Source organism: Pectobacterium sp. 1950-15, assembly GCF_037136835.1.
GTDB lineage: Bacteria > Pseudomonadota > Gammaproteobacteria > Enterobacterales > Enterobacteriaceae > Pectobacterium.
In genome coordinates this window covers 149452-175222 of sequence record NZ_JBBBQR010000009.1, presented here as the reverse complement: position 1 = coordinate 175222, position 25771 = coordinate 149452, and the positions used below count along the sequence as shown (strand labels likewise).

At 54.9% G+C, this 25771-nt stretch carries 24 protein-coding genes; 5 read left to right on the top strand and 19 right to left on the bottom strand.

Going from position 1 to position 25771, the window contains the following annotated elements; all coding sequences use genetic code 11:
• Positions 1-76: 76 nt before the first annotated feature.
• The 5 genes from WCT94_RS12410 to WCT94_RS12390 form a co-directional block, all read right to left on the bottom strand.
• The gene (locus WCT94_RS12410) at positions 77-1972 is read right to left on the bottom strand and encodes a bifunctional metallophosphatase/5'-nucleotidase (protein ID WP_336869796.1); all 1896 of its coding nucleotides are present in this window, start codon (positions 1970-1972) and stop codon (positions 77-79) included.
• 149 nt (positions 1973-2121) lie between these two features.
• Entirely contained in the window at positions 2122-2868 is a 747-nt protein-coding gene (gene rsmJ / locus WCT94_RS12405; RefSeq protein WP_015842281.1) for a 16S rRNA (guanine(1516)-N(2))-methyltransferase RsmJ, read from the bottom strand.
• Positions 2865-4907 carry an oligopeptidase A gene (prlC, locus tag WCT94_RS12400; protein WP_336869795.1) on the bottom strand — a complete coding sequence of 681 codons (2043 nt, stop codon included), beginning with the start codon at positions 4905-4907 and terminating at the stop codon, positions 2865-2867. The genes rsmJ and prlC overlap by 4 nt, the downstream gene beginning before the upstream one ends.
• Before the next feature lie 267 nt (positions 4908-5174).
• Positions 5175-5525: a hypothetical protein gene (locus WCT94_RS12395; RefSeq protein WP_336869794.1), complete on the bottom strand. Its 351-nt coding sequence runs from the start codon at positions 5523-5525 to the stop codon at positions 5175-5177.
• A gap of 193 nt (positions 5526-5718) precedes the next feature.
• Positions 5719-6012 (bottom strand): DUF2623 family protein, encoded by a 294-nt coding sequence (locus WCT94_RS12390; protein ID WP_205558863.1) that lies wholly within the window; start codon positions 6010-6012, stop codon positions 5719-5721.
• Positions 6013-6222: 210 nt separating this feature from the next.
• Here WCT94_RS12390 and WCT94_RS12385 point away from each other — a divergent pair, with 210 nt between their 5' ends.
• Positions 6223-7914, top strand: coding sequence for a molecular chaperone HscC (locus WCT94_RS12385; protein WP_336869793.1), 1692 nt, complete (start codon positions 6223-6225; stop codon positions 7912-7914).
• Between the two features lie 167 nt (positions 7915-8081).
• Here WCT94_RS12385 and WCT94_RS12380 read toward each other — a convergent pair whose 3' ends face one another.
• Positions 8082-10796, bottom strand: a complete 2715-nt coding sequence (locus tag WCT94_RS12380) for a J domain-containing protein (RefSeq protein ID WP_336869792.1) — start codon at positions 10794-10796, stop codon at positions 8082-8084.
• Complete coding sequence (locus WCT94_RS12375) at positions 10796-11500, bottom strand: DUF1266 domain-containing protein (RefSeq protein ID WP_336869791.1); 705 nt, start codon at positions 11498-11500, stop codon at positions 10796-10798. Before WCT94_RS12375 ends, WCT94_RS12380 begins: the two co-directional genes overlap by 1 nt.
• Before the next feature lie 242 nt (positions 11501-11742).
• On the opposite strand from WCT94_RS12375, the gene WCT94_RS12370 reads away from it, so the two are divergent.
• Together WCT94_RS12370 and gorA are read left to right on the top strand one after the other, a co-directional pair.
• A complete protein-coding gene (locus tag WCT94_RS12370) occupies positions 11743-12585 on the top strand; it encodes a 23S rRNA (adenine(2030)-N(6))-methyltransferase RlmJ (protein WP_225086278.1) in 843 nt (280 codons plus the stop codon).
• Positions 12586-12713: 128 nt separating this feature from the next.
• Complete coding sequence (gene gorA / locus WCT94_RS12365) at positions 12714-14066, top strand: glutathione-disulfide reductase (protein ID WP_205558868.1); 1353 nt, start codon at positions 12714-12716, stop codon at positions 14064-14066.
• A 102-nt stretch (positions 14067-14168) separates the two neighbouring features.
• Here the strand turns inward: gorA and WCT94_RS12360 are convergent, their stop codons facing one another.
• Positions 14169-14456 carry a type II toxin-antitoxin system RelE family toxin gene (locus tag WCT94_RS12360; RefSeq protein WP_336869790.1) on the bottom strand — a complete coding sequence of 96 codons (288 nt, stop codon included), beginning with the start codon at positions 14454-14456 and terminating at the stop codon, positions 14169-14171.
• Positions 14453-14704: a type II toxin-antitoxin system Phd/YefM family antitoxin gene (locus WCT94_RS12355; RefSeq protein ID WP_010281712.1), complete on the bottom strand. Its 252-nt coding sequence runs from the start codon at positions 14702-14704 to the stop codon at positions 14453-14455. Before WCT94_RS12355 ends, WCT94_RS12360 begins: the two co-directional genes overlap by 4 nt.
• 242 nt (positions 14705-14946) lie before the next feature.
• Between WCT94_RS12355 and WCT94_RS12350 the strand changes: the two genes are divergently transcribed.
• Positions 14947-15852, top strand: a complete 906-nt coding sequence (locus WCT94_RS12350) for a siderophore-interacting protein (RefSeq protein WP_336869789.1) — start codon at positions 14947-14949, stop codon at positions 15850-15852.
• A 33-nt stretch (positions 15853-15885) separates the two neighbouring features.
• Here WCT94_RS12350 and dsbG read toward each other — a convergent pair whose 3' ends face one another.
• The 5 genes from dsbG to WCT94_RS12325 all read right to left on the bottom strand — a co-directional run bounded on the left by dsbG (position 15886) and on the right by WCT94_RS12325 (position 19440).
• Positions 15886-16641: a thiol:disulfide interchange protein DsbG gene (dsbG, locus tag WCT94_RS12345; protein ID WP_336869788.1), complete on the bottom strand. Its 756-nt coding sequence runs from the start codon at positions 16639-16641 to the stop codon at positions 15886-15888.
• Positions 16642-16750: 109 nt separating this feature from the next.
• Entirely contained in the window at positions 16751-17791 is a 1041-nt protein-coding gene (locus WCT94_RS12340; protein ID WP_336869787.1) for a type II toxin-antitoxin system HipA family toxin, read from the bottom strand.
• Complete coding sequence (locus WCT94_RS12335) at positions 17788-18102, bottom strand: HipA N-terminal domain-containing protein (RefSeq protein ID WP_039528006.1); 315 nt, start codon at positions 18100-18102, stop codon at positions 17788-17790. Before WCT94_RS12335 ends, WCT94_RS12340 begins: the two co-directional genes overlap by 4 nt.
• Complete coding sequence (locus WCT94_RS12330; protein ID WP_336869786.1) at positions 18087-18413, bottom strand: helix-turn-helix domain-containing protein; 327 nt, start codon at positions 18411-18413, stop codon at positions 18087-18089. Before WCT94_RS12330 ends, WCT94_RS12335 begins: the two co-directional genes overlap by 16 nt.
• A gap of 154 nt (positions 18414-18567) precedes the next feature.
• Positions 18568-19440: a LysR family transcriptional regulator gene (locus tag WCT94_RS12325; RefSeq protein WP_336869785.1), complete on the bottom strand. Its 873-nt coding sequence runs from the start codon at positions 19438-19440 to the stop codon at positions 18568-18570.
• A gap of 102 nt (positions 19441-19542) precedes the next feature.
• Here WCT94_RS12325 and WCT94_RS12320 point away from each other — a divergent pair, with 102 nt between their 5' ends.
• Positions 19543-20052, top strand: a complete 510-nt coding sequence (locus WCT94_RS12320) for a phenolic acid decarboxylase (protein ID WP_431888042.1) — start codon at positions 19543-19545, stop codon at positions 20050-20052.
• Between the two features lie 55 nt (positions 20053-20107).
• Here WCT94_RS12320 and WCT94_RS12315 read toward each other — a convergent pair whose 3' ends face one another.
• From WCT94_RS12315 to WCT94_RS12295, 5 genes are read right to left on the bottom strand one after another with little or no spacing between them, the layout of a single operon-like run.
• The gene (locus WCT94_RS12315; protein WP_336869784.1) at positions 20108-21241 is read right to left on the bottom strand and encodes an alkylhydroperoxidase domain protein; all 1134 of its coding nucleotides are present in this window, start codon (positions 21239-21241) and stop codon (positions 20108-20110) included.
• Entirely contained in the window at positions 21238-22272 is a 1035-nt protein-coding gene (locus WCT94_RS12310) for a putative FMN-dependent luciferase-like monooxygenase (protein ID WP_336869783.1), read from the bottom strand. Before WCT94_RS12310 ends, WCT94_RS12315 begins: the two co-directional genes overlap by 4 nt.
• Before the next feature lie 15 nt (positions 22273-22287).
• On the bottom strand, positions 22288-23961 hold the full coding sequence (locus WCT94_RS12305; RefSeq protein ID WP_336869782.1) for an ABC transporter ATP-binding protein: 1674 nt from the start codon (positions 23959-23961) through the stop codon (positions 22288-22290).
• Positions 23958-24818 carry an ABC transporter permease gene (locus WCT94_RS12300; RefSeq protein WP_336869781.1) on the bottom strand — a complete coding sequence of 287 codons (861 nt, stop codon included), beginning with the start codon at positions 24816-24818 and terminating at the stop codon, positions 23958-23960. The genes WCT94_RS12305 and WCT94_RS12300 overlap by 4 nt, the downstream gene beginning before the upstream one ends.
• Positions 24815-25759 carry an ABC transporter permease gene (locus tag WCT94_RS12295; RefSeq protein WP_015842260.1) on the bottom strand — a complete coding sequence of 315 codons (945 nt, stop codon included), beginning with the start codon at positions 25757-25759 and terminating at the stop codon, positions 24815-24817. The genes WCT94_RS12300 and WCT94_RS12295 overlap by 4 nt, the downstream gene beginning before the upstream one ends.
• Between the last annotated feature and the right edge of the window lie 12 nt (positions 25760-25771).

Here is a 25771-nt window from a genome sequence, read left to right as displayed (position 1 = left end):
CAATATCTCTACGATCTCTCCATTATCAGCGCTCGACACACGCGGTCAGCCATTTCGGCTTCCCGCGAAGCGTCGGTTAGTTAATGGCCGCGATAATCGTCAGTTGATCGTTCAGCCGCTGTTTGGTCAACGCGTCGGTGGCGCTGTCGCGCTGTTGCGTCAGCTCCGCCACGCGTTTCTCCCTCTGCGCGGCATCCGGCAGCAGCAGTGCTTTTACATTGATGGATTGCACATTGCTGTAGCGACCGTCGTCTGACGTCGGCACGCTGATTTTTCCGCTGTTGAGCAGCGATTCGACGATGTGGCGTTCGCGCTCATAGCCCTGCAATCCAGCCAGCTTCCAGCGCTGCGGTACCGTACCCTCGTATTGGCCTTTTTTCACCTCGGTTAGATAGCGGATGGTCAGGTTACGAATCGTACCCGCCTCTTCGCCATATTCCGCTTTGGTGTCTGACAGTACCGGGAACTGCTTACCTTCCAGCACGCCGCCTTTTTGCGTCAGGTGGCCCATACGGTAGCTATTCATACCCAGACGAATCGGCATGTCGTCGGTAACCGGCGTGCCGTTATTCATTTTCAGGTCGGTAATGCGTTGCCCGGCAGGTTTTGTCAGGTCGATGGTGTAGGTCACGCCGTCGAAGAAATCATTGGTGGAATATTTGGACGCGCGGCGCTGCGGATTGAAACTGTAAGTCACATCGCCGTCCTGTAGCTGGTTGAAATAACCCGCTGACCATTCCATGTATTTCTTCAGTTCTTTTCCGGTGAGCTGATAAACCGTGATTTCACCGCCAGCATATTGATAGTTAAAGGCAATATCCTTGGCGGAGATGGTGCCGACGTTCAGCTTGGGCCGATCGTTATCAATTTGCAGCGCGATCACCTGCGCTTTAGGGGCGTAATGGCGGCTGGCTTCCTGGAACAGGGCGCTGATACCCGTGTCCTGTACGTGTACCTGAGGAATGCCTTTCACGGCATCTTGCGGCACCAGATCGTGCCCGAGGAGCTGCGCAATCGGACGGTTGGCGTTGGCGCGCAGGGTATTGTGATAAGGCTCGTAGATATCTTCCATCTTGCGGTCAGAATCCACGTCCTTAATTGAATAGGTATAGCTGTCCTTATTGATTAGCACGTATTTGCCGTTCTGTTGTTCAAACTGCAAATCGATGCGCGAGAGTGCGCGGCCGTATTTGTCTGGTTCGGTGACGATCACGCCATTTATCACCTCTTTATCCACTTTTACGTGCATATGGCCCGCGACAATAGCGGCTAGCTCAGGGTTCGCGCGAGCAATGTCGCCCACGCCGGTGCCCGGCCGCTGGTTCTCGTTATCGATGCCCATATGGGCAACCAGCACGATGGCGTCGACCTTATCGTGGATTTGCTGGATCACGGTTTTTACTGCCCCGACGGGATCGATGAAGTTCAGCCCTTTCACGCGGTCAGTGCCTTTGGCGAATTCCGCTGTCATCGGCGTATCCATCCCGATGATGCCAATCTTCACGCCCTGTCGTTCGACAATTTTATAGGCGGGTAAGTAAGGTTTACCGCTCTCCCAAAAAATGTTGCCCGCCAGTGCGGTGCCTTTGAACTGGTCAAGCGAGGTGGAAAGCACGTTCAGGCCGAAATCGAACTCGTGGTTGCCCAGCACCCAAACGTCATAATTCAGGGCGTTAAAACCGAGGATCATCGGGCTGGTTTTGTCATTTTTGAAGGTTTCGACAAAGTTGCCCTGAATCGTATCGCCCGCATCAACCAGAATCACATTCGGCTGCTGTGCGCGAACCTTATGCACCTGCGTGGCGATCTGGCTCAGGCTGCCCGCCATGTTGGCGGTATCGGTGGCGTAATCCCAGGGAACAAAGGTACCGTGCAGGTCGGATGTCCCCAGAATCGTAATATTGACGGGTTCTTGAGCGGCCATAGCAGAAGCACTCAAACAAAGCAGAAGTGACAGAAGTGTTTTTTTCATTATGTCATCTTAGTGTCATAAAAGGTGATGCGCGGGATTATGCGATTTGCTTCTCATTTGTGCTACAGACTTTGCAAATACAGCATAGGAAATGCGAAGCAGGCTAAGTTTTTAGCCGCTGACGCGTGTAGCGGCACAGCGGCGAGGGATCAGGCGGGGAGATAGAAATCGAAGCGGTGGCTTTTGGTTTCCAGCATGGACTGTGCCGGTACGCCCGCCAGCGGCGGCGCATAGTCTGGTCGTTTGACCACGACACGTTTTTTCGCCAGTGCGCGGGCAGGTTCCAGCAGCGCGTCGGCGTCGTCATCTGCGCCAACCAGCGACTGAAACACGCGCATCTCTTTCTTCACCAGCGCGCTCTTTTGTTTATGCGGGAACATTGGATCGAGATAAACCACATCCGGCGGCGGCGTGATATCGCGTAGCGCGGTCATGCTCGACGCGTGCAGTAGCGTCAGCCGCGCTTGTAGCCACGGGCCAATTTCTGCGTCCCGATAGCCACGCTGCAACCCGTCGTCCAACAGTGCCGCAACCACCGGATTGCGCTCCACCATGCGTACCCGACAGCCTAATGCCGCCAGCACAAAGGCATCGCGCCCTAGCCCGGCCGTCGCATCCACGACATCCGGCAGGTAATCTTTTTTGATCCCCACCGCTTTAGCGACAGCCTCGCCGCGTCCGCCGCCAAAGCGACGACGGTGCGCCATGGTTCCGGCAACGAAATCGACGAAGATAGCCCCGAGCTTCGGTTCATCCTGCTTGCGCAGTTCCAGACGTTCCGCGGTCAGCACCAGCGCCATGACCGCATCGGGATCGGACACCAGCCCCCAGCGCGCTGCCAGAGAAGATAAGGCGCCACTGTCGGCGCCTTCTTCTGCGATTAAGCAGATGCTCATCCTTTGATGCCGTAATGCGCGAGCATGGCGTCCAACTGCGGTTCGCGACCACGGAAGCGTTTGAACAGCTCCATCGGCTCTTCGGAACCGCCGCGGGTCAGAATGTTATCCAGGAACGACTGGCCGGTTTCACGGTTGAAGATGCCTTCTTCCTCAAAGCGGGAATAGGCATCGGCTGCCAGCACGTCGGCCCACAGATAGCTGTAATAGCCTGCGGCATAGCCGCCTGCGAAGATGTGGCTGAACGCGTGCGGGAAGCGGCCCCAGCTTGGGCTTGGCACCACGGCCACCTGCGCTTTGATTTCGGCCAGCGTTGGCAGAATCTGTGCGCCTTTCGCAGGATCAAACTCGGCATGCAGGCGGAAATCGAACAGGCCGAATTCCAGCTGCCGCAGAATGAACAGTGCGGCCTGATAGTTCTTCGCCTCCAGCATTTTATCCAGCAGCTCCTGCGGCAGCGGTTCGCCGGTTTCGTGGTGGCCGGAGATAAAGGCCAGCGCTTCCGGTTCCCAGCACCAGTTTTCCATGAATTGGCTCGGCAGTTCGACCGCATCCCACGGTACGCCGTTGATGCCCGCGACACCGGCGGTATCGATCTGGGTCAGCATGTGGTGCAGGCCGTGGCCGAATTCGTGGAACAGCGTGGTGACTTCGTCGTGGGTAAACAGAGCGGGTTTGCCGTTGACTGGACGGTTGAAGTTACACACCAGATAGGCGACCGGTTTTTGCAGTTCGCCGTTGCCTTTACGCAGTTTACCCGCGCAGTCATCCATCCAGGCTCCGCCGCGTTTGTGTTCGCGGGCGTACAAATCGAGGTAGAAACTGCCACGCAGCTCACCGCTTTCATCGAACAGATCGAAGAAGCGGACATCCGGGTGCCAGACATCAACGTCTTTACGCTCTTTGGCGGTGATGCCGTAGATACGCTTAACCACTTCGAATAGGCCGTTTACTGCGCGGTTTTCCGGGAAGTATGGGCGAAGCTGCTCATCGCTGATGGAATACAGGTGCTGCTTTTGCTGCTCGCTGTAGTAGGTGATATCCCAGGCTTGCAAGTCATCCACACCGTAGTGTTCTTTGGCGAAAGCGCGCAGCTGCGCGAGTTCTTCTTCCGCCTGTGGACGGGCGCGCTTCGCCAGATCGGTCAGGAAATCGAGCACCTGCTGCGGGTTTTCCGCCATTTTGGTCGCCAGCGACTTGTGCGCATAGCTATCGAAGCCCAGCAGCTGTGCCAGCTCGTGACGTAGCGCCAACTCCTCCGCCATGACCTCGCTGTTGTCCCATTTACCCGCGTTCGGCCCCTGATCGGAGGCACGGGTACCGAAGGCGCGGTACATCTCTTCACGCAGCGCCTGATTGGTGCAGTAGGTCATTACCGGCAGGTAGCTCGGGATATCCAGCGTCAGCAGCCAGCCATCTTGTTCTTTGGCCTCAGCCTGCGCTTTGGCTGCCGCCAGAGCGCTTTCCGGCATGCCATCCAGCTCGGTGACGTCGGTAATCAGTTTGCTCCAGCCCATCGTGGCATCCAGCACGTTGTTGCTGTACTGCGAGCCAAGCTCAGACAGACGAGCGGAAATTTCGCCGTAGCGTTTCTGTTTTTCCGGCGACAGGCCGATACCGGACAGTTCAAAATCGCGCAGCGCGTTATCCACGGATTTCTTCTGCGCTACGCTCAGCGTGGTGTAGTGCTCGCCGTCGCGCAGGCTGCGATAGGCCTGATAGAGACCGGCATGTTGGCCGACCCAGGTGCTGTGTTCAGACAGCAGCGGCAGACATTGCTCATAAGCGCCGCGCAGCTCCGGGCTGTTCTTCACGGCGTTCAAATGGCTGATGGGGGAAAAAATGCGGCTAAGACGATCGTCACTGTCCGCCAGCGGCTGGCACAGATTATCCCATGTAAACGGCCCCGCTTGCGCCACTACACGTTCTACCGTCTCGCGGCATTCATCCAGTGCGGATTTTACCGCTGGGACAATATCTTCCGTTTTGATGCTGGAGAACGGGGGCAGGGTAAATGAGGTCAGTAATGGATTCGTCATGGTGCCGTCCTGATAATTGTGGGTGATCTCGTTGCCGGTAAGTGGAATCTGTTGAAGATAGGCCGGCAAGGCGGATATCTACTGCGGATTAATAGCTAAGATGAGGTCAAGCGTCGTGAAAATCAATGGTGGATTACGTGCGCGTCATGAAAGGGGTTGTAGCTAATGCATGGATAGGAGTAGGGTATTGCCTCGCAATGTATCAGTAATCGATGTGATTGATGTATTGGTTTCTTATCCTGCATTCCTACGCATTAAACGCCAAAATCAGTGATGCCGTTTTTCATCATAGTAAAAGGGTAACTGTGGTGAATCAAAATCCCCGTTATCAAATTTTTCATCAATATGTAACGGAAACATGCCGCTCATTTTTTTATATACGGCAGTATTGAGTATCTGAAAGCCAGCGTTGTCTTTATTCGATCCTAAAAACGCAATTACATCATCCAATGTTTGATAGTGGTCAGGCTGATGGAAAAAACGCATGTACTCCTGTAATACACCGTAGATATACAGCAGGTCTTTCAGGTTTACCTCAATTTTTTCATCTGGATCAATGGTTTCAAAACCATGGGTGATAATTTCTTCAAGATTGTGGGTATATTTTGCATTAGGCATAATCTGTTCTTCCAGGCTTATACTCGCCTAACTTCAATCAGTTAGCTTTATGACGAGTATAGGTAACCCTATCTCTGGTTAACACAGGATTATCGACTGTAGCATAGTGGCATCAGTGGGGATAACGCGCAGCTCGCTATCACGATCCCCATTAGCTTTGATTTACGGGAAGTGCGCCGCGAGTCGGCATCAGCTAGCTTGCCGTGTGGGCATCATAGCCCGCATAAAAAAACCGAATCGCATAAGGGTTGCCTTGTTCAGTAAAGAATTCTGCGATTCTCTCCCGTTCCAGCCCGTAGCGGCGTGATAACAACCCTGCTTCGAAGGCGGCCTGCTGGCGGTCGCCTTTGGTTTCCGCCAGATTGTGAGCATAGCCGCAGATATAGCCGCGACGATAATCGTAGCAGTAAGGGTGGATGTCGTTGGTGGATTTTGGGCTGGCGGATCTCAGCCCAGCGAGGACGCCCCGCTCAAAATGGTTTCCCATGATAATGCTCCGTGAATGATCGCTATGTAATAAATAATATAACGCTTATTTATCACTCACCAGATCTGTTGAAAAATATTCCTGAATTCGTCGGGCGCGGTCTTTTCTTGAACAAGATGTATATACTATTGCCCTGCCTCCTGAACGGGCGAGGGGTCTGCGCCTGATGAGCACCCTGGGAATACGGAATAGTTAACAAGGAATAACAGCATGATGCACCCGCAAGACGCTTCTCCGGCGATTGGTATCGATCTGGGCACGACAAATAGCCTGATTAGCGTTTGGCAACATGGCGAGGCACGCCTGATACCGAATGCGCTAAATGATAACTTCACGCCCTCGGCCGTTAGCCTTGATGACGACGGCAGCATTCTGGTGGGCAAACCCGCGATTTCCCGTTTAACGACGCATCCACAGGTGTCGGCGTCGCTGTTTAAACGCTACATGGGAAGCAAGAAAACCTTCAGACTTGGGGACAAAACGTTCTCTCCTGCCGAACTGTCGGCCATGGTGTTGAAATCACTCAAAGCCGATGCGGAAAGTTATCTCGGGTATCCCATCAAGGATGTGGTGATCTCCGTACCAGCCTATTTCAGCGACGAGCAGCGCAAGCAGACGCGTTTTGCGGCTGAACTGGCGGAGCTAAATGCCGTTCGCTTAATCAATGAACCTACCGCCGCCTCTATGGCTTACGGCTTACACACGCAGGAACTGGGGCGTACGCTGGTCTTTGATCTGGGCGGCGGCACCTTCGACGTCAGCGTGCTGGAATATGCGTTTCCACTGATCGAGGTACACAGCTCGGCGGGTGACAATTATCTGGGGGGCGAAGATTTCACGCAGGCGATAGTGAAAAGCTGTCTGAAAGCGTGGAAGCTTGAGGATTCGGCGATTCCTGCGACGGATCTGACACGTCTTTACAGCCAGGCCGAAACGCTGAAGTGTCAGCCCGGTTTTCCTGCTCAATCGAATGAGCTGGTATGGCACTGGCGCGAGGAAGAATGGCGCCTCGTGCTGGATGATGCAGAAATCGAAGCGGCCTGGCTGCCGTTGATGAACCGTATCCGTGCGCCGATAGAGCAGGCGCTGCACGATGCTCGCCTGAAGCCTGAGCAGTTAGACCATGTGGTACTGGTCGGCGGGGCATCAAAGATGTCGATTATCCAGAAGCTGGTGGTCAGACTATTTGGCAAATTACCTTATCAGCATTTGGATGCGGATACTGTTGTCGCCAAAGGCGCGGCGGTGCAGGCCGCCTGTCGGCTACGTGAGCAGGATATTGAAGAAGTGATCCTGACGGACGTTTGCCCGTACACCCTCGGGATTAAAACCGCCAACGACAAACAAAGCGGTCTGTTTTCCCCGATACTGGAGCGCAATACGGTGGTGCCGACTTCGCGGGTAGAGACGTTTTCCACGGGCTCTGCCGGACAGGACAACATTTGCATCGCGATCTATCAGGGGGAAAGCCCTTATGTCGATAACAATGTGTTTATCGATGAATTCACCATGCCGATAAAAGCGAAATCTTATAAGCAATCTATTGAGGTACGTTTCAGCTATGACATCAATGGGCTGCTGGAAGTGGATGTTAACCTGCCGGACAGCGGCGATAACTTCACGAAAGTGATCGATCGCAGTCCGACGGGGCTAAGTGCCGAGCAACAGCAGAAAAGCCATCAAAAGCTGCAAGCGCTGAAGATTCACCCCAGAGACAATCTGATGAACCGCAACCTGCTGGCACGGCTGGAAAAAGCCTGGGCGCAGACGCGTTTGGAAGAGCGGCAGCAGATCGGCTTCTGGCTACGTGATTTCGAACAGGCGCTGGCGGAGCAATATGCCCCTGCCATTGACGAAACGCGGCAGCGTATTGAGCAGTATCTGGATGAGGTCTCTCGTTAAATATACCCGTCATCTTTCAAGCTGCAGGTGTGTTGGCTTCCCTTACTCACCCCAGTCACTTACTTGAGTAAGCTCCTGGGGATTCCTGCGGTTGCCGCCTTCCTGCAACTCGAAATCTATTGGGTATATGCATGCGTGTCATTGCTACGCCGCCCAAATTATTTTCGTCAGGCCGATGTGGTGCCGGTGTCGGTTTTCTTGCCAGCCGGCGGCGGCCCGAATTGGTTCCAGCGGTTAATACTTGGCGCCAACAGAGGGAGCAGCAGAAATAGCGGGATGAGTACGCTAAAGACACTCATCACCCACGGCGTACTGGATCCGATATCGTTATAGCGTCGACGTGCAGCAATCAGCAGATTGAGCACGATGAGCACCATCAGCAGTCCTTCAATATATGCCGGCGGCGACCCGATCCAGTCACTCGCGCGATAGAGAAAATAACCTCCCAACCCGCCTTGCATCAGGAAACCAAGACGGCCAATGCGGGCGTTTGTGCGCCAGAACTGCCACCAGTAGCTCTTTTTAGCCGGTGCGGCTTTGAACAGGCGTTCGCGCCGATCGGCGCATTGCAGCAGGATTTTTGCGACCAGTCGCAGCGTGACGTCTTCGTGCGGGTAGGACACATGCTCGGCTAAAAAACCCTGATCGCTGTTATCGAACAGGAACGCGTCATCCTTTGCACAGCTCTGAATCAGCTTGCCGATGAGGGTGACCCGCTTGTCATCGGAGAGCTGTTTTAGCTGCTTCTCCAACTCGTCCGACCCTTCGGTAAAGGCGGTGCGTATCGCTTCTTCCTGTTCCGTTTCTACGGGGAGCGCGGCCAGTCGCTCAAGGTGTTGTTCGGCCTGCTCTTCCTCTCCCACAAGGGCATAGAACGCGTGGAAAAAGATCTGGTAAATGATCGGTGACGCTGCCAACTCCGACTGCCAGTGTTCATCGGTAAGATAAAAATGGCTCGCCGCAGACTCGTTGTAAATCTCGCCGTTGCTGAGATATTCCTCAATAGAGACAGGGAAGTTCATCCAGCAGTGATAGTGCAGCGGCTCGGTGAGATCCAACTGCTTTTTCAGCGGAGTAACCGCATCGCCATTGCGGCATTCCGCCTTGCGGAAGCGTCGAGAGAGTGAATGCGCAGGGTGGGTTAAGGCCAGTTCAGGCAGCACCGATTGGCGCGGCAAGTCCAGACAAGATGTTGGATCGGTCATCATTAATGCGATCAGAATCGCCTGTCTCAGTTCTTCTCTGGCGCTGAGATCCTGCGGCTTCTCCACCCCTTGCGGGACCAGAGACGCATCGCACTCGTAGCGAGCGGACAGTTCGACCAGGCAGTCATTGATCGGGTCGATTTCCTCTGTGTGTATGCCGCTGCTATACAGTTTGTTTAGCTGATTCAGCGACAGCGGACGCCATTGTCGCAGCCAGGTTTGCGCTTGCAGCCAGGCGAATGATTTCTGATTGGTGAATGCGTCTGGCAGCTCCGCTTCTGACGACGAATACAGCCACTCTGTGAAAGCGTGAATCGCGCCAGAGGTGTCCAGCCAGGATAAGCGCTGCGACGCCTGAAACTGTAAGCCCTGTAAGATCAACGCATACAGCGGTTCATCGGGCAATGGCTGTGCCAGAATGTCCTGCAACAGGCGCTCATTACCCACGGTTAACATGCTGGCGTGCCAATACAGGCGATCCTGAATGGCCTCCCCGCTGTGCAGCAGCAGGTGTCGGTAGATATCCCGCAGCTCCTGCTTGCCCAGCTTCCAGCGGGCGTAGCTTTCCGCCATCGGCGACAGTGGCAGTTTCAGCGCCTCTCCCCAGCGTATCAGCATCTGGGTGTTGTGCTGTGAAATGAAGAAGCGCTGGCGCGGATCGTCCAGTGCTAACCCCGTCAGATCCGGCGCTGGCGTGTAGTTGAACGACTGAATCAATAAGGGAAGGGCATCTGGCTGGTGCTGTTTACACCAGTCGATCAGCCATTGCTCTGCCTGTGCATGGTGAGTGTGCTGATAAAGTGTCAGCCACAGCGTGAAGGCGCGTTCGTCTTCTCCGGTCAGGGCACAGAGGCTGGCACTGAGCGCAAGCCATTCCGCGTCGTTCGGTGTGGTATCCAACTGTTGCAGACAGTAATCGCGCAGTATGGCGTTAGGGACACTGGCATGGCTGTGCCAGCGCGCCAGTTTTTGCATCAGCGCAGGGCTGTCAGGCCAATAAATCGCGGTCGGATTGCGCAGCAGCGTGCCCAGCATAAATGCCGGACGGTTCCAGTACGTTCCGTTAGCTTGCTGGAAATAGAAGATGGTTTCCAACTGCGCGGGCAGGCTCAGGTGTGAGAGCAGGGAGAAATCGAACAGATCCTCATAGTCGAGTGAGTCGAGGAAGTGACGGACATCTTCCACTCCGTCGCCGGACAGCTCACCCTGCCGCTGCTGCCAGCGCAGGCGTTCGGCCAGCGTGCGAACACAGCGGATGGAGATGCAAGATTCGCGCATCAGGCGCTGAAGCAACGGCCAGCGAATGCGATCGATCACATCGAAAGCGTGTTGGTTCAGGAGCTGAATATAACGTTCCCAGTACAGCGGAACGAAACGTTCGGCTGGGTTGCTCAACAACAGCTCAAACGCGTTAACCAGCGCTTCTGCCTGGGGATCGGCGTGCTCGGTTGCCGGGGACGTGTCATGCGATTCTGCGGTGGTCTGTTCTTCATCGCCCGACGGCATGGGGTTTTTCGCCAGCTTACAGGCGGTGTCGTACGCGTCGCGCAGCTGTTTAAAGCCCTCGGGGTCGGTTTCCGGGTGAAACTGCGGTACTTTCTGACGATAAGCCTGACGGATAACATCCAGATCCTGAGTCGGCTCAATGCCTAATCGCTCCCAGCATTGTGTGTCCATTATATTTCCGCTTCTGGTAAGGACTCGGGCTTATCCATTTCTATCGGATCAACATCCCAGTCGAGGTCATGAATCGGGCAGTCTGGGTGGGTGTAGAGCGTGCCGATTTGGTTAATGTAGTCAGGATTCTGGCTAGCGTTGCTGAAAATGTAGCGCCGGCACTCTGGGTCTTCTTCATCCAGGGTGAGCCAGTAAGTGCGGCCGATTAAGAACGCGGCGTAATAATTTTCCCAACTGCGGTAATAGTAACGCGCCCTGTCGGCCAGCCGGGTGTGAATCCACAAGTTCTCTTTTTCGCTAATCCAGCCGTTGAGTAATCCGATGCGGCTCAGAAAACTCATGCGGCCCAGATCCCAGGCGCGGATCCCGCCTTCACCGCATAGCGCGGCCGTTTCGCTCACCAGCGCGAGTGCACCCTGTGTTTCTTCAGATTGATTGGCGCAATGCTGCTGCCATTCGGATGCCGTCAGGTGGTGCCAAAGGTGGTAGTAATACGCCAGACGCTCGGCATGGCCGCCGTCTGTCATATCGTTAATCATTGAGATCAGGCCTTCGCGGGACGTAATGCCCCAACTGTTGCTCAGACTGATGGGTTCACCGGGCTCATAAAAGGTCGGCTCGCAGAAGCGGGCGCCGTACTTGATATTGAGTGCGACCATCGGGGCGGAAAGCGCCATCAGCCAGCGCTGATATTCAGGTTCCATCAGAATAACGTCCAATTCCATCATGGTTAGCGTGCGATCGTACTTTATGTGCCTGAATATCGGTAGCTTTCAATCGAATGAAAAACGGCCATGTTTCACAATTTACTGATTTAATAAGATAAAAATAGCGGGTTTGCGTGGCGGTTCGCAGGGTGAAGCGTTTGGCGGGATATTTTCCGCCGCAGACGGTTATACTGTCAGCTAATCGACGTTATTTATAAAAACTTCACCGGAAAGCAAGCATGTTAAGTTACCGCCACAGTTTCCACGCCGGCAATCACGCCGACGTGCTGAAACACACCGTTCAGAGCCTGATCATCACTGCCCTGAAAGAGAAAGAAAAACCTTTCCTGTATCTGGATACCCACGCGGGTGCCGGCCGCTACCAGCTTAGCGGCGAACATGCCGAGCGCACAGGCGAGTATCTGGATGGCATCGCGAAAATCTGGCAGCGTGACGACATTCCGGCTGAACTCGAACCTTACATGCAGGCCGTGCACACCTATAACCATAATGGCCAGTTGCGCTATTACCCCGGTTCCCCGCTGATTGCGCGCCAGCTGCTGCGTGAGCAGGACAAGCTCCATTTGACCGAGCTGCACCCCAGCGATTTCCCGCTGCTGCGCAATGAGTTTCAGAAAGATTCGCGCGCTAAAGTGCTGCGTGACGATGGCTACCAGCAGTTGAAATCTCAACTGCCGCCGCTTTCCCGTCGCGGTTTCATGCTGATCGACCCGCCGTATGAGTTGAAAACGGACTATCAGGCCGTAGTGAAAGGTATTCAGGAAGGGCATAAGCGTTTTGCGACCGGCGTCTTTGCGCTGTGGTACCCGGTGGTGCTGCGTCAGCACATCAAACGTATGCTGAAAGAGCTGGAAGCCACGGGTATTCGCAACATTCTGCAAATTGAGCTGGCGGTGCTGCCGGACAGCGATCGCTACGGCATGACGGCGTCTGGCATGATTGTGATTAACCCGCCGTGGAAGCTGGCAGCGCAGATGAAGAGCGTACTGCCTTGGCTGCATAGCGTGCTGGTACCAGAAGGCACCGGACATACGCTGGTGGAGCAAATCGTACCGGAGTAATGCGCACCGTTGCGGTGGGTGACCCGGTTGGTTTCTCCTATCGCAACCATAGGCATAACCTTTATTCGGCGTATGGCTCTGGCGTTACACTCTAGGCAAATTTTATTCACTTAAGCATGGATACACTGATGACCAAACACTATGACTACCTTGCTATTGGCGGCGGCAGCGGCGGTATCGCATCTATCAACCGCGCGGCGATGTATGGACAAAAATGTGCGTTGATCGAAGCAAAATATCTGGGCGGCACCTGCGTCAACGTCGGCTGTGTGCCGAAGAAAGTGATGTGGCATGCGGCACAGATTGCCGAAGCGATCCATCAGTACGGGCCGGATTACGGGTTCGATACCACGGTAAACCAGTTTAACTGGGGCACGCTGGTCAAGAACCGTAGCGCCTACATCGATCGCATCCACCAGTCGTACGATAACGTGCTGGGCAAGAATAAGGTCGATGTTATCCACGGTTTTGCCCGCTTTGTCGATGCGCACACGGTGGAAGTGAACGGTGAAAAAATTACGGCTGATCATATCCTGATTGCGACGGGTGGTCGTCCGGTTCACCCCACTATTCCCGGTGCGGAATACGGTATCGATTCCGACGGTTTCTTTGAGCTGGATGCGCTGCCGAAGCGTACCGCTATCGTCGGGGCCGGTTATATCGCGGTGGAGATTGCCGGCGTGCTGAACGGACTGGGTTCTGAAACCCACCTGTTTGTACGCAAACACGCGCCGCTGCGTAGCTTTGATCCGCTGATTGTCGATACGCTGGTGGAAGTGATGAACACCGAAGGGCCGACGCTGCATACCGAAGCGATCCCGAAAGCGATTGTGAAGAATGCCGATGGCAGCCTGACGCTGGAGTTGGAAAACGGTCAGTCACAGACTGTTGATTGCCTGATTTGGGCGATTGGTCGTGAACCCGCGACGGATAACCTGAACCTGAGCGTCACTGGTGTAGAGCTGAACGACAAAGGCTACATCAACGTCGATAAATTTCAGAATACCAACGTCCCCGGTATTTACGCCGTAGGCGATAACACCGGTGCCGTCGAGCTCACGCCGGTTGCCGTGGCGGCGGGGCGCCGTTTGTCCGAACGTCTGTTTAACAACAAGCCGGACGAGCATCTGGACTACAGCAATATTCCAACCGTCGTCTTCAGCCACCCGCCGATTGGCACCGTTGGGCTGACCGAGCCGCAGGCGCGTGAGCAGTACGGCGACGATCAGGTGAAAGTGTATAAATCTGCCTTCACCGCGATGTACACCGCCGTCACACAGCACCGTCAGCCGTGCCGTATGAAGCTGGTCTGCGTGGGCAAAGAAGAAAAAATCGTCGGCATCCACGGCATTGGTTTTGGTATGGACGAAATGCTGCAAGGCTTCGCGGTCGCCGTCAAAATGGGCGCGACCAAAAAAGACTTCGACAACACCGTCGCCATCCACCCGACCGCGTCGGAAGAGTTTGTGACGATGCGTTGATGGTGTAGGGAAGCGGGTTTTACTGCTTTTCTGAAAACGAAAATGTGCTGGTTGAATAGTGAACTATTTGGCCAGCATTTTTTTATGTTCAGGTTAATGCGGTTATCTCATTCGCTCACTCGCCAGATGATAAACGCCACTGCGCTCACGTTTACCTACCGCCACTACGGCGATAATCAAGATGTCGTCAATGACTTCATAAACCAAACGAAAGCTTGATGCTCGGAGCTTTATTTTGTAGCAGTCCTTCATCCCCCGTAACTTTGCCGATGGAATATGGGGATTTTCACAGCATTTTTTTAGTTTTTTGGCAAATTGCTGCTGGATGGTTTTATCGAGTTTGAGCCATTCTTTCAGCGCATCTTCCCTGAATTTGACGCTATAGCTCATAAGAAACTATCCAAATCCACGTCAACCAGTGGCTGGTTTTTGCGTTCACCGATTAGCTTAACCAGTTCCTGGTCGTCCAGCGCATCCAGCATTTTTTCGTAGAGATCCGCAGGAATGCAATAAAACGCAGGCTGGTTGCGGTTCAAAATAGCGACAGGTAGACCATCGCCAGCATTGACCGTCGCCATCGGGTTTTTTTTCAGTTCACTGACGCTGGCACTGGTATCACTCAAGATAATATTCGGCATGACAGACCTTTAATGACCGGTTAATAGGTCTTTAAAATAAACAATCGAAGACCTGTTAACAAGTCTTTTTATGCCCGATCAGTATGGCCTCCGGCCTACGCAATGAAGAAAATGCTGCTTTTATCACGACATTCACCTGAATGTTGATAATGATTATCGTTAGTGTTTTGTTTATGGTAAGTTGCGGTGATGGGTTTGATCCCACTGACTGATTTTCCTTACAAAACATACGGTTTATCACTATGTCTTTAGCTACCCGTACAACGTCTTCAGCCTATCGGTTGTTCAACTTACGCTTAGAGAGTAAGACGTTACTCTCACCTTCATTGGCTCGTTGTGTGTTCACCGGCCCGGAAGTGCGCCAGATGAAACTGGACGCGCCGGATCAGCGTATCAAGCTGCTGTTCGCCAGTGAAAGCGGGGAACTGGTGCCGATGGACGTGAGCGATACCTGGTATCAGGACTATCTGGCGCTGCCGCGTGAGCGTCGCCCGATTTTGCGTACCTATACGCTGCGTTTTGTCTCACAGGAATCACAGCAGGCGGCGATCGATTTTGTGCTGCACGGCGATACCGGGCCTGCCTCAAGCTGGGCGAATCACGCTAAGCCGGGCGATACGCTACAGATTGTCGCGCCTAATGCAGAGGCTGATAGCGACAGCGGCGGCTATGAATGGGCACCGCATGAGGGCGTTGAGCAGGTGTTGCTGATTGCAGATGAAACGGCGCTGCCAGCGGCGATGGGGATTCTTGAACAGTTGGCGAGTCAGTCTTCTCCACCGTCGGTGCAGGCTTTTTTTGAAGTGCCGAAAGCGGCTGACTGCGTGACATCGGGCAATTTCCCGTTTGCGCAGATTCACTGGCTGCCGCGTGAGGAAACCGGCAGCACAGTATGGGGTGAACGCCTGCTGGCAGCGGTGCAACAGGACGTGGAGATTCCCGCCAGCGCCTGTACCAATCGCGATGAAATCGCACAGGAAACGCCGGAAGACGAGCTGCTGTGGGAAAGAGCAACAGCACATCGCCCGTTTTACGCCTGGGCGGCGGGAGAGTCTTCCGCCATCAAACGGCTGCGCCGTTATCTGCTCGACGAGCGCCACCTTGATAAAGAGACGATCAACTTTATGGCGTACTGGTCGCATCGCTAAGAGAAACGTCAGGAGGGAGATGCCCTCCTGTGTTTATTTCCCCATCATCTCCGCCAACTGCTGTGCATCCGGCAGCCCGACGACCTGCTGTAGTTCATTCTTATCATTCAGGTAATAGATGGCGGGCGTGACGTTGGCGCCGAGTTCATCCATCAGCCGCTGATTGTGCTGAATGTTATTCCAGATGTCGCGTGATGAGGACTCGGGGAACGGAGGCACCGTTTTACCATTCGAGAGCTCATACTCATGCCAGGCTTTGGCCGGATCGCTGGCGGCAAGAATGGCTGCGGCATAACGTCCGCTTTCCGGTTTGATGACGCCGACCAGCAGCGTTTGCAACTGTACTTTTCCTGCTTTTACCCACGGCTGTGCCTGCTGCCAGAACTGCTTGCAGTACGGGCAGAACGGGTCAGCAAAGACGATGATTTTGCGCGGCGCATCCTTTGAGCCTTCAGTGATAAACGGCGCCTGCTGTAGTTTCTGCCACATTTCCCGACCGGCAGGTACATATACTTCCTGCTGAATCAGCGTTTCACTCAGGTTGTTACCGTGTTCGTCATACATATAGCCCGAAATGGCGTGCTTACCGTCCGGCGTTAAGTAAATGGTCACCCCCACGCCCTGATAGCTGCCCAACCAACCTTGCATGCCGCCGGGTGCGGTGAAAGGCTTGATGATCGTAATGCCCTGTTTTTCGATACTCTTCACCGCGTCCGGCAGGGCATCCTGCGCCAGTGACGATGCGGAAAGCGTCAATAAAGAGAGCGTGAGGAAGACACGTTTTATCATGGTATTGCACCTGTATCGTGAATCATGGCCTGCCGGATAGCGTAGCGGAAGGTCTGCGCCACTGCACCGATATCCGCAGTGACGAAACAAGACGTTTGATTCTGAAGCACTAAATCCGTTCTGCATCGAGAATGCTCATGAGGTTCAGGCGATGTCGATAGCACTGCAGCGTCGTATCAATCGCGTCCGAAGGCATAAAGGAATCCCGATAGGTTGTTTCAACGCATTCAGCTTCTTTGGTGAGGTCTGCCAGTAGCTTTCTGGTCAGGTTTTCACTCAGCCCAATACGCTGTCCGAACAGAATGAAATCCATACCAAGGTATTCTCCGTATGCGGTTTCAAATCCTGGCGCGAGTGCTTCATCCCCCTCTTCTTGAATCAGCAGTGGCAATGCCATGAAACAGGAGGAGAAATAGGTGGAATAGGGAGCGACGGAAACAAAATCATAAATGGGAGCCAACATTAACGAACCTGAGCGCGAATGTATCAAACCAAAATTACGCAGGTGCATGTCGTTGTTACCCAGCATGTAGGCGTAAGCGATGCGACGGAACAGATCTATTTTGAAGACAATATTGTCATTAACGTGTTCGCTAAGGAATAAAGCTAACTGCTCATAACTGACGTATTGCCTACCGTCGGTGAGTATTTTACCGAATTTTTCACCGATCCCCATTGCTCCATCCAACTGTTCCTGATGGATAGGGTGACCCGTTTTTTCGTCGCGGTCGAAGCGCTTAATAACGAAAGCGAACTCAGGTTCGTCATCCGTCTGTTCCGGTTTAAAACGGAGCAAGCCGTGTGGTGGGACGGCAAATCCCAGGCGTGCCATTAGCGTCATCGTGGCATGTTCATTTTCCGCCAAATGGGGAAATTCAATCGGAGAGGGTTTGAGGATGTATAGCCCTTGATGATCAACGACGGTAAACGTCCTGTCTTCTAATACCATCTGAATCTTGGGCTGATAACCAGAAATACTCATGCCTTTCTGTGTTTGTGGCAGGTCGTGCATGAATTGCTGGCGGGTGAAACGTAAGGTCGGGGAAGCATGCGCTGACCCTGCCAGATGCTTCAACCCTTTACGGCTATAGCCTGTGGCAATTTCTTCTTCGTGTGTTAGCGGTGTCAGCAAAATCCGACATCTTGTCATGACTTATCCTCCGCGATCAGCTGTACTGCGCCGATCAGGTTCTTACCGTTTTGAATGAGGATGCCAAATAAATCCTTCTCATCCAGATGCTGAAGCTGGCTGTACTGTCGCCGCAACCAACCTTCGGGGGCTAACGAGGCAAAATAGGGTGGTAATATTTTACTGCGAAATGTTCCGGTCTGTATTGGTAGGCTCAGTGATAAGGGCGGACCGATGTAGGACTTTTTATATTCAAACAAATAACCTTCATCGTCCTGACTTAACTGGCCGATGTGGACACCGTAAAGATAGACCTTTACTTGACGGCGCATAGTTTTATCCCTAAAGCGGAACAGACGCTATAAACCGTGGCAAATTTCACCTGAGCGGGGTCTTTGAATAAACGTTTTAGCGTGGATATGGATACGCCAGTCTGTAGCTCTAGCGTAGCGAGTTCAATGCCCAACGCTTTACGTCGCATATTTAGCTGAACGCCGAATACATCCAGTGAATGAATGTGGTTTTCCAGCACAACCTCTTTGCTCGAAGCATCGCTACGCGCGAGTTCGTGCCGTAGTTCGTCGATAGCTTCGCTAATGGCGTCGAGCTTTAGTAATGTTGGTGCAGTGGCGGGAGTGTTCATAAATGGACTCTACCTTTTAAATATAACCGATTATCGGTTAAGTATAGCCCTTAAGTTTTCTTAATATCCATATGTAAGACTTCTTGTGAGTTTTTACTCAATTTAGTTCATTTATGAGCTAAATGGTGTTTGATCGCTTAATAATCTTCATATCTCAGAGCCTGCCGAACAGTAGCGCGATGAGCGTCAGAATCTCTTTGCTGAGCGGCTGCCCTTTCTCTTCGGCTAACAGATAGAGCGGGGTGGTGCGCCTTTCCCCTTGCTGTAACGGCAGTATTTGTAATTCGCCACGCGTAATGTGTTCTGCAATTCGTGCTGCCGGCAGCCAGCCGTAGCCTACCTGATGCAAAACGGCCTGCGTGGCTGCTTCAAATGTGGTGAACGTCCAGCTTTCGGCGGAGGAAGGCTGCGTATGTGGCGTTGTGCGCGTCACAATCTCTACGCAGGGGTAGCGAGACAGTGCTTCATGGCTTAACGGCGTGGGGAGTGAGAAAAGTGGATGATGGCCGTGTGCGACGGCAACAAAATCAACGTTCATCAGCCATTGCCCGGCAATGCCGTCAAGTTCACGCGAGGTGATGACATAAATATCCGCCTCGCGCGCTTTCAACTGTTCCGGCGTTTCATTACGCAGCACTTCGGTCAGGTGGATACGCGTGGCAGGATGCTGTTTTTGAAAGGTGCTGAGCAGGTGAAATAAGCGATCTTTGGGGAAGGTGCTGTCAACCACCAGGTTGATGCTGGTCTGTTCACCCATTTTCAGAGAATGGGCGCGGGCTTCCAACGCATGAAACGAACGTATTACGGGGCGCACCTGCGCGAGCAGATTTTCACCCTCTGGAGTGAGCTCAGCTTTGCGTCCGTGGATGGTGAGTAGCGCGATGCCCAATCGCTCTTGCAGCAGAGAAAGCTGATAGCTGACCGAAGACTGGCTGCGATGAAGCGCATTTGCCGCTTGCGTATAGCCGCCCAAATCAATAACCGCCTGAAGGATTTCCCACTGTTCCAGCGTCGTCTTTGCCAGCATCTTTAATACATCTAAATATCGAATGGTTTTACCTGAAAAATAGCGTTATTCATCGAATTAATAAAGCTCTAGAGTGAATTCACATATTTAGGGAGAACCATCATGCCGTCATTTAATCAACACGATCTGAGCCATTTTGTGGGGAAACACCTGGTATATACCTATGATAATGGTTGGAATTATGAGCTGTATGTCAAAAATGCCAACACGATAGACTACCGTATTCATAGCGGTATCGTGGGTAATCGTTGGGTTAAGGACCAGCAGGTGTATATCGTGCAGGTTGCCCGCGAGGTGTATAAGATTTCATGGACAGAACCGACGGGAACAGACGTCAGCCTGATTGTTAACATTGCCGATAAGCTCTTTCACGGCACCATCTTCTTCCCGCGGTGGATCATCAATAACCCAGAGAAAACGGTGTGCTTCCAGAACGAACATATTGCTGAAATGGAAGCGTATCGTGAAGCGGGCCCCGCGTACCCCACCGAAGTCATCGATGAATTCGCTACTATTACGTTCATCCGCGACTGTGGCGAGAACAACAACGAGGTCATCAACTGCCCTGCCAGCGAATTGCCTGCGGATTTCCCAGCCTGCCTGAAAAAATAAACATCGATAGGCGACACACCACCGTGTCGCCTGATTGGCTATCGCACAAGGCTGATTAATGCTCCGGCCAGAAGGGTTCTCCTAGCGTCAGCATCAGTCGGTTGGCCCATGAGAAGAAGGCGGCAGACTGCACCACATCGACGATCTCCAGCGTATCTAACCCCTGTTCTTGCAACTGCTTCAGGTCGTTGGCGTTGACCTGCGCGGGCGTGGCGGAAAGTCGTGCCGAGAAATCGATAATTGCCTGCCAGCGTGGGCTTTGACCGATACCCAAATCACCGCCGGGAACGACATCCAGCAGTCGCTGCACATCGCTGTCCTGTTTGGAAAGCTGGCTGGCTTTACGCGCGTGTACCGAGGCGCAGTAGATGCAGCCGTTGACCTTGCTGGTGACGGCAGCGATCAGTTCGCGTTCTTTGCGCGGCAGGCCACCAGCGGTATAGAAAATCCCTTTATCCGTCAGCGTGCGCTGTTCCAACACCGGAAGATTGCGGCCTAGCAGACGGAAATAGTCGGAATCGGTGTGGCCGAAGCGCGCCAGAATCGCCTGCTCATCGGCATTGAATTCGGCCAGCGGTTTGGGCGCGATCCACGGTTCCCAGCCCAGTTCTGCCTGAGTAAACGCCTGCGGCGCGGATTTACCGCTGTGCGTCTGCGGCTGGGTATGCCATTGACCTGCAACAGAGGCCTGTGAATGCGGTTGGCCGACGCGATGGTTGGCAATCAGGCGATAGCCGCGCAGTAGCCGACTTTGAAAATTCACAAACGCGATGAGCTGCGACAGCGTCACGATATCGTCTACCGACCAGCCTGCCTGTTCCAGCGCGCTGACGTGGGACGCCGAGGCGTGTACGGGGGTTTTCGTCAGCCGTTCGGCATGATCCAGCGCCAGCTGTAGCGCGGGTGTCAACGCGGGTTCTGGGAAGTCCGACAGCCGCTCGGCATAAAAACGCTGCAATTGCTCATCCTGCTGCCAGCCGCTGATCTTGGTCGCGAACCAGAAGCGCAGCGATAGCGGCAGTGTCGCGTCGTCTGCGGTGTTGGCGTTAAACAGCGCCTCGTAGCTGCCCTGAGTGTGGCGTGTCGCCGCATCACGGGTTTTTCTGGCTGCCGCGAGGGCGGAGTCCGGGCTAATTTCGGCCAGCGTATCCAGTACGTCAGGGGTGTGTAACGTGTTAGCGTGCGTCATGCAATCTCCTGCCCGATCGGGCTTTTCTGTTTGACGGCGGGTCTCCAGCCCAACGCGGGAGCTACCTGAGTGGCAATCAGTTCAAGCGAGCGCAGAATTAGCGCATGCGGCGGATCGATGGAATGCACCTGGAATGTCACATCGGTCGCGCGCTCCAGCGAGCTGTCTGCCCGAAGTGACGCGATGACATCCTGCGCGGTGCCGACATGGCTATCAAAGGAGGCGATCAGCGCTTCTATCGAGTCGTGAGGGATCGCACGGAACGTGCCGGAACGGGCGGCGGAACGAGTAAGCCCTTTCTCTGCCAGAGTCAGCGCTAATTGACGATCGTCAGCCACAAAAACGCTGCGTGAGCTGAGAATGCGCGGTGTGACGCCTGCGGGAAGTGCAGCCAGATAGGCGTCGATCATCGGATTTTGCAGGTCAGCCAGCGTGGCGTCCGGGAAATGTTCCGGGCGCGGCTGGGTACGAGAGAGCATCAGGCCATCGCCTGCTTTACCAGCTCGTTCCGCCCCCTCGATGGAAAACGTGGCCTGCCAGACGCGCTTATCCAAATGTGGGGCGGCAGGGTAGAGCCGGTTACCGTCTTCGCTCAGGGCTTCTCCCCGCCACGCGGCGCGCAGTTTTTCCAGATAGCGCCCGAGGATCTGCCCGCGCTGCGCGCTGTCATGACCGAACGCGGCAAATGAGGACGGTGTACCGCCGGAACCTACGCCGACTTCCAGCCTGCCGTTGCTGAGTAAATCAAGCACGGCGGTATCTTCCGCCACGCGCAGCGGTTCTTCCATCGGCAGCGTAATAACGCCAGTACCGAGTTGGATGCGCTGAGTGCGCGCGGCGACCAGCGCCAAAAACACCAGCGGTGAAGGCAGCCCGCCTTCATCAGCGTGAAAGTGGTGCTGCGCGACCCAGGCGCTGTCGAATCCGAGTTGTTCGGCTTTGACGATCTGTTCCGTTGCCAGCCGATAGCGCTGCTGGGCGGAGACGTCATCCAGCAATCGCGTGAAAAATCCCAGCCGTTTTGTTGTCATTCTACAGTCCTTGGTTTAGTGCGAATTGTGAATTTGAGCGTGGTGCGAGCGGGCAAAAGCCGGGTGTTGCTGCCCGGGGATGGCCTCGATGAGTTCACGGGTGTAGCGATGTTCGGGATGGGCGAAGATCTGCTCTACCGGGCCGGATTCAAGCTGCTTGCCGTGGTACAGCACGGAAACGGTGTCGGCGATCTGGCGTACGACCGCCAAATCGTGCGAAATGAACAGGTATGTCAGCCCAAGTGATTCCTGTAATTCAGCCAGCAAACGTAGAATCTGCGCCTGCACGGTGACATCCAGCGCTGAGACAGCCTCGTCCAGCACCAGTACCTGCGGTTCCAGCACCAGCGCCCGGGCGATAGCGACACGTTGTCGCTGGCCGCCGGACAGCTCACGCGGTTTGCGTGACAGCAGCGCAACTGGCAGGGCGACGCGCTCGAACATCTCATGAATTTTTCGCTCCCGCTGCGCGGCGGTATAGCGATTAAAATTGCGCAGCGGTTCCTCGACGATGTCGTATAACCGCTGCGACGGATCGAGTGAACCAAAGGGATTTTGGTAGACCAGCTGAATTTTCTGCCGGAACTGCCGTAACGCTTCGCCTTTCAGGTGAGTGATATCGGTGCCGTCGATCAGAATGCGCCCGGCGCTGGGGTGATGAAACCCGAGCAGGCTACGTGCCGTGGTGGTTTTACCCGAGCCGGATTCGCCGACAATGGCGTGCGTTGTGCCGCGTGTCACGCTGAAAGAGACGTCATCCACGGCCCGAAAATGTTCCCCTTTACGGCCCGATAAGGGGAAGGTCTGTACCAGATTGTCGACCGAGACAATGATGTCGGATGCATGGTTGCGCGGTGGACGCGGCGTTGGGTTAAGCGACGGCACGTTCGCCAGCAGCGTGCGGGCATAATGGCTTGAGGGCGCGCTGAGCACCTCCAGCGTTGGCCCCTGTTCCTGAATGTAGCCGTTCTGGAAGACCAGCAGCCGATCGGCACGCTCGGCCGCGACACCCAGGTCGTGCGTAACGAACAGCACCGCCGTCCCATTTTCGCGTCGCAGTTCATCAAGCAGATCGAGAATACGTTTCTGCACGGTGACGTCCAGCGCGCTGGTGGGCTCATCGGCAATAATCAGCGCGGGTTTTAGCGCGATGGCAATCGCGATCAGGACGCGCTGTTTCATGCCGCCGGACAGCTCGTGCGGATACTGTTTCGCTCGCAGCTCCGGCTGGTTTAGTCCCACGCGTTCCAGCAACGCCAGCGTTTTCTGGCGGATAGTCTGGCGATCTTCCCGCTGATGAATGCGCAGAATCTCGTCCACCTGCTCGCCGATGGTCTGCACCGGATTCAGGGAACTGGTGGGATCCTGCGGGATCAGGCTGATCTGCGCACCGCGCACGCTGTCCAACCGCTTCTGCGACCAGCCGCTGATATCCACGCCGTTGAGCCGAATGGCGCCGCGTGTTAACCGTCCGTTTTCGGCCAGCAGACCGATAACCGCCTGTGCGGTGGTGGTTTTCCCTGAGCCGGATTCCCCCACCAGTGCGACGACTTCACCGGGCTGAATATGAAAAGAGACGCCTTCCACGACGGTCTGCTCGCGATCGTCACTGCGGTAGGCAATCGTGACGTTTTCCAGAGCCAGTACGGGCACCGCCGCGCTGGTTTGTAAGCTGGCTGACAGGCTCATCGTTCCGTCCTTCTGATCGATTGGCTGATGCGGTTGGCGGACAGTACAACGAGTACGACAACTAAACCGGGGAAGGTGGTTAACCACCACGCGGTAGCAATGTAGTTGCGGCCTTCGGCGATCAGCAGTCCCCATTCCGGCGTGGGCGGTGGTGCACCGTAGCCGAGGAAACTGAGTGTGGAGATGGCCAGAATCGCACTGCCGAATTGCAGCGCGGCAAAGGCGAAAACGGTGGTCAGTGAGTTCGGCAGGATGTGCCGCCATAACACGCTGAAAAAGGTGCCGCCGCTGCCATAGGCGGCTTCGACGTAGTCGCTGTGGCGCACGCGCAGCACTTCTGAACGTACCAGCCGGGTGAAGCTGGCGACGGAGGTGACGCCCACGGCAATCGCGGCGTTAACCGTGCCGAAACCCAACAGAATGATGACGCTCAGCGCCAGCAGCAGGCCGGGAATGGCCAGTAACACATCAATGCTGCGCATCACGACGCTATCCAGCCAGCCGCCCACCGCGCCCGCCAAGAGACCGAACAGGCTACCGAGCACCAGACCCAGCCCGACGGCGATAACGGCACCGGAAAGCGAGTGCACCGCGCCATAAACGATGCGCGCGTAGAGATCACGTCCCAACTGGTCGGTGCCAAGCCAGTAGTCGGCGTCGGGGGCCAGCCGCTGTGCGCCCGTGATGCCTTCTGTCGGGCTATAGCCGGTAAACCAGCCGGGGAACAGCGCCCAGAGCGCGACGGTCAGCATCACCAGCCAAGCCAGCAATAGCCCCGGTTGGAAGGCGTAGCGACGCAGTAGCGGCCGCTTGCGCAGAAGAGGAAAGGTGATTTTTTCCAGCTGTACGGTAGTCATAGCGTGGCTCCTGGCGTTTTTTTCAGGCGCGGATCGAGAAGGGGATAGAGCAGGTCGACGGCCAGATTGACGACAACAAAGGCGGCAGCGGAAATCAGTACGATGGCCTGCAATACGCTGCTGTCCTGATAGTTCACGGCTTCCTGCGTCAACTGGCCGAGTCCGTTACGGCCAAACACGGTTTCAGTAATCAGCGCTCCCGCAATCAGCTCGCCCAACAGCAGGCCGGCGATGGTCAGCGTGGGCAGCATCGCGTTGCGGGCGATATGTCGCCACAGCACGCCGCTGCGGCTGGCTCCTTTGGCGCGGGCGACGGCAACAAACGGCTGGGTTTGCACCTGATCGATGCTGCGCATCAGCACCTGAGCCAGCGGGGCGGAGATCGGCAGAGCCAGCGTGAGAACCGGTAAAATCAGGCCTTCCCATTCGCCGGGGTTAATCACCGGAATCAGCCCCAGACGGAAAGAGAAAATCTGAATCAGCACGATGCCGAGCCAAAAGGTCGGGACGGAAATAAACAGCGACGGTAGCGATTGCAGCGTGCTTCGCAGCCACTGAAACGGCGTCAGCGTCGATAAGAACGCCAGAGCAAACGCCAGCAGGCCAGCAGCGATGAAGCCCAGCACCGCGAGCAGCAGCGTAGGCGGCAGATTCGCGGCAATCAACTCGGTGACCGGCACGCCCGCCTGAAGAGAGAGGCCGAGATCGCCACGTAATATCTGAGCTATCGCATGAAAATATTGCGTGAGTACCGGCGTATCGGCACCGTAAGACAAACGCAACTGTGCGATCTGCTCGGCGCTCAGGCCGAGCTCCGGGTTTTGGAACTTGATCAGTACAGCATCACCCGGCATCGCCTGAAGCAGGATAAAAGACAGGGTAAATGCCGCCCACAAGACGAGCAGTGCTTGACCGATGCGCAGTGCCAGATATCGGTTCATGATGATCGCTTC